Origin of the sequence: Mesorhizobium sp. M0060 (genome assembly GCF_040323155.1) — a bacterium.
Lineage (GTDB): Bacteria > Pseudomonadota > Alphaproteobacteria > Rhizobiales > Rhizobiaceae > Mesorhizobium.
The window spans coordinates 43634-51455 of sequence record NZ_JAMYUP010000038.1; the positions used below are offsets into that span (position 1 = coordinate 43634).

8 protein-coding genes are annotated in these 7822 nt (G+C 62.7%); 4 read left to right on the forward strand and 4 right to left on the reverse strand.

Annotated features, from left to right (window positions below; genetic code table 11):
* Positions 1-23: 23 nt before the first annotated feature.
* Positions 24-689: a tetratricopeptide repeat protein gene (locus NKJ94_RS26690; RefSeq protein ID WP_352529296.1), complete on the reverse strand. Its 666-nt coding sequence runs from the start codon at positions 687-689 to the stop codon at positions 24-26.
* Positions 690-893: 204 nt separating this feature from the next.
* Here NKJ94_RS26690 and NKJ94_RS26695 point away from each other — a divergent pair, with 204 nt between their 5' ends.
* Entirely contained in the window at positions 894-1892 is a 999-nt protein-coding gene (locus tag NKJ94_RS26695) for a polysaccharide deacetylase family protein (protein WP_352529314.1), read from the forward strand.
* 26 nt (positions 1893-1918) lie between these two features.
* Here the strand turns inward: NKJ94_RS26695 and sbmA are convergent, their stop codons facing one another.
* The 3 genes from sbmA to NKJ94_RS26710 all read right to left on the reverse strand — a co-directional run bounded on the left by sbmA (position 1919) and on the right by NKJ94_RS26710 (position 4826).
* A complete protein-coding gene (sbmA, locus tag NKJ94_RS26700; RefSeq protein WP_352529298.1) occupies positions 1919-3196 on the reverse strand; it encodes a peptide antibiotic transporter SbmA in 1278 nt (425 codons plus the stop codon).
* Positions 3197-3317: 121 nt separating this feature from the next.
* Positions 3318-4472 carry a YbfB/YjiJ family MFS transporter gene (locus NKJ94_RS26705; protein ID WP_352529300.1) on the reverse strand — a complete coding sequence of 385 codons (1155 nt, stop codon included), beginning with the start codon at positions 4470-4472 and terminating at the stop codon, positions 3318-3320.
* 144 nt (positions 4473-4616) lie between these two features.
* Positions 4617-4826 carry a hypothetical protein gene (locus NKJ94_RS26710; RefSeq protein ID WP_502896026.1) on the reverse strand — a complete coding sequence of 70 codons (210 nt, stop codon included), beginning with the start codon at positions 4824-4826 and terminating at the stop codon, positions 4617-4619.
* Between the two features lie 98 nt (positions 4827-4924).
* Between NKJ94_RS26710 and NKJ94_RS26715 the strand changes: the two genes are divergently transcribed.
* The 3 genes from NKJ94_RS26715 to NKJ94_RS26725 all read left to right on the forward strand — a co-directional run bounded on the left by NKJ94_RS26715 (position 4925) and on the right by NKJ94_RS26725 (position 7593).
* Positions 4925-5839 (forward strand): LysR substrate-binding domain-containing protein, encoded by a 915-nt coding sequence (locus NKJ94_RS26715; RefSeq protein ID WP_352529302.1) that lies wholly within the window; start codon positions 4925-4927, stop codon positions 5837-5839.
* Between the two features lie 82 nt (positions 5840-5921).
* Positions 5922-7178 carry an aminopeptidase gene (locus tag NKJ94_RS26720; protein WP_352529304.1) on the forward strand — a complete coding sequence of 419 codons (1257 nt, stop codon included), beginning with the start codon at positions 5922-5924 and terminating at the stop codon, positions 7176-7178.
* 58 nt (positions 7179-7236) lie between these two features.
* Positions 7237-7593 (forward strand): DUF488 domain-containing protein, encoded by a 357-nt coding sequence (locus NKJ94_RS26725; RefSeq protein WP_352529306.1) that lies wholly within the window; start codon positions 7237-7239, stop codon positions 7591-7593.
* Positions 7594-7822 lie beyond the last annotated feature (229 nt).

Genomic DNA, 7822 nt, shown 5'->3' on the forward strand with positions numbered 1-7822 from the left:
TGCGCACTTTTGGGCGACATGCATTACGATACACCGCCCGAGCCGCGGATCAGCTCGGACATCAACGTTGCCCGCTCGCGCGTGTTGCGCGGGGCGCCGTCATCCGCGGCGATCTGGTCGAACAGCTTCAACGCGTCCGCCGCCTTGCCTTCCTTCCAGGCGGCAAGGCCGAGCGCCTCGCGCGCCGTATGGCGCAGCGTGTTGGTGTCGGCGGTGAGCGACTCGACGCGGCTGGAGACATCGGCGAAAGAGCCGTGATCGACCAGAAGCAGCGCGGCCCTGAGGCGCGCCATGTCGCGAATGCCGAAGGGGATCTTGGTGTCGGCGGCGACCTCGTCGAAATCCTTGACGGCGGCGTCGACGTCGCCCTTGTCCGCCTTGACGGTTGCCGCGCGCATGCGGGCGAGCAGCGGATAGGCGCCGTAGCCATCCTTCTCCAACGCCTCCAGAGCGGCAAGCGCCTCGTCGTTCTTGCCGTCATTGGCGAGCTTGAGCGCCTGCGAAAAAGCATCGCCCGAGCGGTTGGCGCGGGTCTCGTCCCAATAGCGGTAGCCGACCACGGCAGCAGTGCCGAGCACCACCAGCACAGCCAGCACGAGCAAGGCGGGACCGAAACGGTCCCACAGCGCATGCGCCTGGTCGCGACGAATCTCTTCGTTGACTTCGCGGATAAAACTGTCGTCCGACATGGATCAAAACCATTCATGCCCCGGGCGGGGCGGTTGATGAGCCCGCGTTTTAGCGAAATTTTGCCGGCATGGAAGGGGTTCGGCAGGAAAATCGCCCATTCATGCGGCAGCCGCCGCCAACGGCGGCCGCACAGGTCGATCGCACCCGTGCCATATTTCACCGGTAGGCGGTGCTTCTATATTCCTTGATCCGGTCAGATGCCTTTGCCCCGTTTGTCCCGCGTTGTTGCGTTGTCGATTGCCGCGCTTGCTACCGGCGCGGCTTTTGCCGACCCGCCGGCGGCGCCGGCAAAACCGAAGCAGACCGTCATCATCTCGTTCGACAGCGCCCGCGATATTTCGCAATGGCAGCGCAGCCGGGCGCTGGCCCAGCGCACAGGCGCGCATTTCACCTATTTCGTCTCCTGCGTGTTCCTGCTGTCACCCGAGACGCGCAAGGAATACACCGCGCCGGGCAAAACGGCCGGCAAATCGAATATCGGCTTTGGCGCCTCCAAACAGGAAGTTGCCGAGCGGCTCGAGCAGATCAACCTCGCCGCCAGGGAAGGCCACGACATCGGCAGCCATGGCTGTGGTCATTTCGATGGCAAGGACTGGAGCAAGGCCGACTGGCTGAGCGAGTTCGGCTCGTTCAAGCACATTCTCGAAAACGCCTATTCGATCAACGGCATCGCACCCGAACCAAAGGGCTGGCGCGATTTCGCAGGCAAGGCAGTGGTCGGATTCCGCGCGCCCTATCTGTCGGCAAACACGGCGCTTTACGAGGCGCTGCCCGTGGCCGGCTTCCTGCTCGACGCAAGCGGCGTTTCGCGTGGGCCGGTCGAGCCGCCGACTGTCAACGGCATCACGCGCTTTTCGCTGCCGCAGATCCCGGAAGGGCCGAGTTCAAGGCGGGTGATCGCCATGGATTACAATCTCTATGTCAGACATTCCGGCGGCTTCGAGCGGCCGAGCATGGCAGAAGAGTTCGCCGACCGGACCTATCAGGCCTTTCGCGCCGCCTTCGATGCGCAATACCAGGGCAAGCGCATCCCGCTTGAGCTCGGCTTCCACTTCACGCTGATGAACGACGGCGCCTACTGGAACGCGCTGGAGCGCTTTGCCGGCGAGGTCTGCGTCAAGGCGGACGTCGAGTGCATCAGTTTTCGCGATTATATTTCGCGGCACCGCGCAGACGAAAAGCAAGCGGCGGTGGGCGGCTGAGCCGCAGCGATCGCGGCCCGCCATCATCAGCTTGCCGGCTGGTCCTCTGGCCGTAGCCCAGTTTGCTCCCGTTCCAGATAGTGCTGATCGATCTCCGGCAGCGGTTCGCCCTTAATCGTGGCTTCGAACGCTCGCAGCCGCTTGTGGACTGACAAGAGCTCAACGATCGTTGACCAGGAATTAACAAGATATTGGAACGAGCTGGTCACTTGGCTGAACGCGGAACTGACCTGGTTGACGAGACCCAACGTCAAGGTTCCGGCGATCAACGAAGGAGTCATCAAAAAAAGAGGGAATATGGTATTTAGTTGCAAGTAGAGATAACGGACCACATTGAAATAGACGTAGTGGAAATAGAGCCGGAAGTAATTCTGGCGCACATTTCCGAACAATTCGGAAACGGTCGGCGGCTGCGCTCGGGACTGATCGTCCTCACCATAAACAAGTTCCTTGCGGTAAGCGGCTTCGACGCGCTGGTTGCGAAATTGCAAACCGGGCAGCTTTATGCCGGCGGTGGCAATGCATACCGTCCCAAAAATTGCCCAAAAGATCGCAGCCAAAACCAACGGCTGCGGCACCTGACCGATGAAAGGCAATGCCGTAATGTGCTTTGAGTAGGCAAGCAAAATCGGCATGAAGGCGATCAAAGTCATTATCGAGTCAATAAAGCTGGTCCCAAGATCTTCCATGATCTTTGAAAAGCGCATCGTGTCTTCCTGCACGCGCTGGGAAGCTCCCTCGATGCTCCGCACCCTAGGCCAGTAGGACATGTAGTAGTCGTTCATCGCTGTCCGCCAGCGAAACACCCAATGGCTCACAAAGAAATTTGTCAGAACGTAAACAGTAACAGCCACCAGAGCGATGCCGAGGAAAGTTATTAACTGCGCATAAACATCATACTCTATGGCCTTCACACTTTTGCTGACAATGCCCTGGATCAGATCCCAGAACGGCCCGTACCAGGCATTGATCGCTACACTCACCTGAACCTGAAAATAGGTCGTGAACAAGATCAGCGAGGAACCCAGGATTGACCAGCGGTCCCACGGGTGCGGGGAATACCAATGCCAGAACGCGTAAAAGAGCAGTACACCAAGGGTAAAATAGATGTAGAACCAAAGGAACGGAGGCGACCAGAAAACGGAAACGCCAATGATCGGCGCCGCGTCCACTTCGGGAAGGGGCAATCCGACCAAAGCGCCTAGCTGGTCGCCGCCGAGAAACCACACGGCCACCATGACCGCACTCCAGACGGCGGCCGAGGTGAAAAAGAGCTTCGGCTGCGGGAAGAAGGATACGAACACTGTGGGGAAATCCTCGGTCGGTGCGCAAATCAGCGGCGTTGCTGTTCAGCGGGCATAAGGTCACACATTAGCTGGAAAGAAAATGCCCGTGCCCGATGCCCGCAACCGAGCAAGACCATAATCATGGCGATTTTGGCGCAGCCGACCAGGCGATAGCACCGGACGCGAGCAGGACGGCGGCAGCCACGATCGAGGCGAGGAAAAAGTTACCCGAGGCCTGCGCAAGCAGCCCGGCGACGATCGGGCCGACGATCTGGCCAAGGCCGAAGGCGGCCGTCATCACCGCCAGCATCCGGCGTGGTGCTTGCGGAGCAAGCTGTCTGCCGGTCTGCAGACCAAGCGCGGTGATGGCCATGAAGGTGCCGCCGACGAGAAGACCGCCGAGCAGCGGGCCGATGCGCCCGCCCATGGCGACACTGGCGCTGACGCCGACCACCTCGACCAGGCATCCCAAAGCATAGGTGGCATAAAACCCGATTCTGGCCGCGAGCTTTTGCCAGAGCCAGACCGAGGGAAAACCGGCAAGTCCGGTGACCATCCAGACCACGGCCTCGAAGATGCGGCCGCCGCCGCCCTGGCGGACGATGGCGACCAGGAACGTTGCCGTGACGATATAGCCGAAGCCGAACAGGCCGTAGGCGACGATGATCTTCACCAGCGAGCTGTCTTTCGGCAGCGCCGGCTCGCGGCCGGTGGCGCTGTTCGCGGTCGAGGTGTTGCCTGCCAGCAAGGCAACGGCGGCAAAGCCGCAGGCCGAAATCACCGCGGACCACAGCCAGCCCGCCGCCCAGCCGGCATGTTCGGTGACGAGGACTGCCAACAGGGCCGAGGACGCCGCGATGCCGAGACCGACGCCGCCGAAATACAGCGCCTGCAGGTCGTTTCGCCCGGCCGCTGCGAGGTGGCCGAAGACGATGCTGGTCATGAAGACCAGCACGAAGGCGCTGGCGAGGCCGGCAAGAAAACGGATCACGAGAAAGGCGGCCATCGTGCCGGTCAGGCCCATCAATCCGGCGAGGATCGCAGTGGCGGCCAGACCGGTCAGCATCAGCTGGCGCTCGCGGCCTTGCGCCCAGCCGCCGGTGGCGGCAAGCGCGCCGATGAGATAGCCGAGATAGTTTGCCGATGCGATCCAGCCGGCATCGGCCGGCGACAGGCCAAGCTCTTCCATCATGCCGGGTAGGATCGGCGTATAAACGAAGCGGCCGATGCCCATGGCGACGGCCAGGGCAATCATGCCGGCGATTGCCAGGCGCAAAGGCGAAACGATGTTCATCGCAGTGCACAATAGGTGCGCCCGCCTGTGAGACAATCCGCCTTTTGTTGGGCCAGAAATGTTCGCGACCACGGTCGGCGGTCGGGCTCGACGGCGGCGCCAAGCGCAGAAGATGGCGAGCCGAGAGCCGTCGTTCCTCGAAGCTCAGCCGCAACAGGTTCCTGCCGAGGTCTCCTCATAGGCTGTTCGCCGGGCAGTCAGCCGGAACGGCATGTCGGCGAGCTCGCGTTCCGACATGGTATCGAGGACCGGATGCGACAGCGGATCGGCCACCCAGCTGATGGCATGGCTATCTTGTCGGCGCTGCTGCGTTCCGATTGGGGAAAAGGCTCCGAGCCATGATAAAATCTTCACCACTTTCGCCTCCTCAAATTTGCATCGCCTGCCTAGAATCCGCCGTTCGGCAGCGTCTGGCAATTGAGATTTCAGCCGTTCGAGTTTAGAAAAACTGTATGGCTATGCTGAACCGCGTCCATCTCAACGGCTTGCGTGCCGTCGAAACCGTCGCCCGCCTGGGTTCGCTTGCGGCGGCGGCCGGCGAACTCAACGTGTCGATGAGCGCCGTCAGCCAGCAGATCAACCGGACCGAAAAGCAGCTCGGCCGGGCGCTGTTCGAACGAACGCCAGCCGGCCTCGTGCTTACCGAATTCGGCGCCGTCTTCACCGCGCGGCTCAGTGCCGGGTTTCGCGAACTCGCGCAGGCGGTGGCGCTTGCCGACGAAACTTCGGAATGCACGCTGGTGGTTTCGGTGGCGCCGGCTTTCGCCTCAAAATGGTTGTTGCCGCGGCTGTCGCGGCATTTCGCCCGGCATCCGAACGTGCTCCTGCGCATCGATGCCTCGGTGCGGCTTGCCGATCTCGATCGTTCGGACATCGACGTCGCCATCCGGCTCGGCGACGGCAAATGGCCAGGCGGGCGGGCCGAATTGCTGCTCGCGCAGGAGATCTTCCCGGTCTGTTCGCCGGCGATCGCCAGCAGGCTGAAGACGATCGACGACCTCGCTCTGACCTGTGCGATCACCGACGAAAGGTCGATGATCAGCTGGGAAAGCTGGTTCGAAGCAGCCGGGGTCGAGCCGGTCGCCTTCATGAAGGGCGCGCGCTTCACCGATCCGATGCTGTGCCTGGAATCGGCGATTGCCGGCCACGGCGTCATGCTCGGCTGGCAATTGCTGGCCGCCGACGCACTGGCCGACGGCCGTCTCGTCGCGCCGTTCGGCGTGCGCGCGCAGAGCGGCCTCGGCTACTGGCTGGTGACCTCGGCCAGCAAGAGCGAAAGCCGCAAGGTCAGGGATTTCAAGATCTGGATCCGCGAAGAGATCGAGGCGACGATGGCGCAGTTCAGGTCGCTCGAAAGCGCGGGCTAAGCCTGCCGACACATCACCGGTGGAAAGGGCCGCGATGCCGGTCTATGTAAGAAACAGTCCCCAAATCACGGCAGGCAGGATCATGACCACACATTCGCGCGGCGTTTCCGCAAGCATCGACCCGGTGAAGCTCGACAGGCTGGCGGAGGTCGCCGTCAAGGTCGGGCTGCAATTGCAGCCGGGGCAGGATCTGGTGCTGACCTCCTCGATTGCGGCGCTGCCTTTGACGCGGCGGATCGTCGAGCACGCCTACAAGGCAGGTGCGGGCCTGGTGACGCCGATCTTCAACGACGACGAGATCACATTGGCACGCTTCCGCTACGGCGCCGACGCCGGCTTCGACCGCGCCGCCGGCTGGCTCTATGAAGGCATGGCGAAAGCCTTCGCCAACAATGCGGCGAGACTTGCCGTGCGCGGCGAGGATCCCTCGCTGCTTTCGGCGCAGGACCCGACAAAGGTAACGCGCGCCAACAAGGCGAATTCGATGGCCTACCAGCCGGCGCTGGAGAAGATCACCGGCTTCGACATCAACTGGAACATCGTGGCGTATCCCGATAAGGCCTGGGCCAAGCAGGTATTTCCGGACGATGCCGAAGACGTCGCCGTGGCCAAGCTCGCCGACGCCATCTTTGCCGCCTCGCGGGTGGATGTCGACGACCCGATCGGTAACTGGACGGCACACAATGCGGCATTGAAGAGCCGCACCGAATGGCTGAACGGCCATAATTTCCACGCGCTGCATTTTACCGGTCCCGGCACCGACCTGACCGTCGGGCTGGCCGATGGCCACGAGTGGATGGGCGGCGCCTCGACCGCCAAGAACGGCATTACCTGCAATCCGAACATCCCGACCGAAGAGGTTTTCACCACGCCGCATGCAAGGCGCGTCGAAGGTCATGTCACGAGTACAAAGCCTCTATCCTACCAGGGCACGCTGATCGACGGCATTGCGGTGCGTTTCGAGGCGGGGCGCATTGTCGAGGCCAAGGCCACGAAGGGCGAGGATGTGCTCCAGAAGGTGCTGGACACAGACGAGGGCTCGCGCCGTCTCGGCGAGGTGGCGCTGGTGCCGCATTCCTCGCCGATCGCAAAGAGCGGGCTGCTGTTTTTCAACACGCTGTTCGACGAGAACGCCGCCTGCCACATCGCACTTGGCCAGTGCTATTCGAAGTGCTTCGTCGACGGCGCCTCGCTCAGCCAGGACGAGATCGCGGCGCGCGGCGGCAACAAGAGTTTCATCCACATCGACTGGATGATCGGCTCGGACAAGATCGACATAGACGGCGTCCATAAGGATGGCAGCCGCGTGCCGGTGATGCGCAAGGGCGAGTGGGTCTAGGCCAAGTGGGCCTCTAGATAGGGCCGGCAAGCAGCTGCGCCTGCTGGCCCATGTGGAGTTGGCAATGGAGCTCGCGGTCAAGCGCATCTACGAGCAGCCCGCGCCCGGTGACGGGCAGCGTGTGCTCGTCGACCGGATATGGCCTCGCGGCGTCCGCGGAAAAGACGCCGCGCTAACGGTCTGGCTTAAGGAGATCGCGCCAAGCAATGCGTTGCGCAAATGGTTCGGCCATGAGCCGGCGCGCTGGGAAGAATTCCAGGAGCGATACCGCGATGAGCCCGACCGGAATGGCGAGGCGGTCGGGCAGCTGCGCGTTCTGCTGGGCAAAGGCCGGGTGACGCTGCTCTACGGCGCGCATGACGAGAACCACAATAATGCGGTGGCGCTTGCGGCGTATCTGCGCGGGACGGATTGAAGCGCGAGCCTGCGTCCCGTGACTTTGGAGATTGGCGAAAGCCGTAGCGGCGGCCAGAGGGGGTGCTTCCCTCCGACCCCTCAAGACTTGGGTTCCTCGCCCTCCGCGAAGCGGGGGAGAGGTGGCCGCGAAGCGGCCGGAGAGGGGTGTTTCGTAGGGCGGCGGTGCCCGCTCCGTGGGGGGGGGGGCGGGGGGACCCACCCCCCCCTGGGGGGGGGGGGGGGCCCCG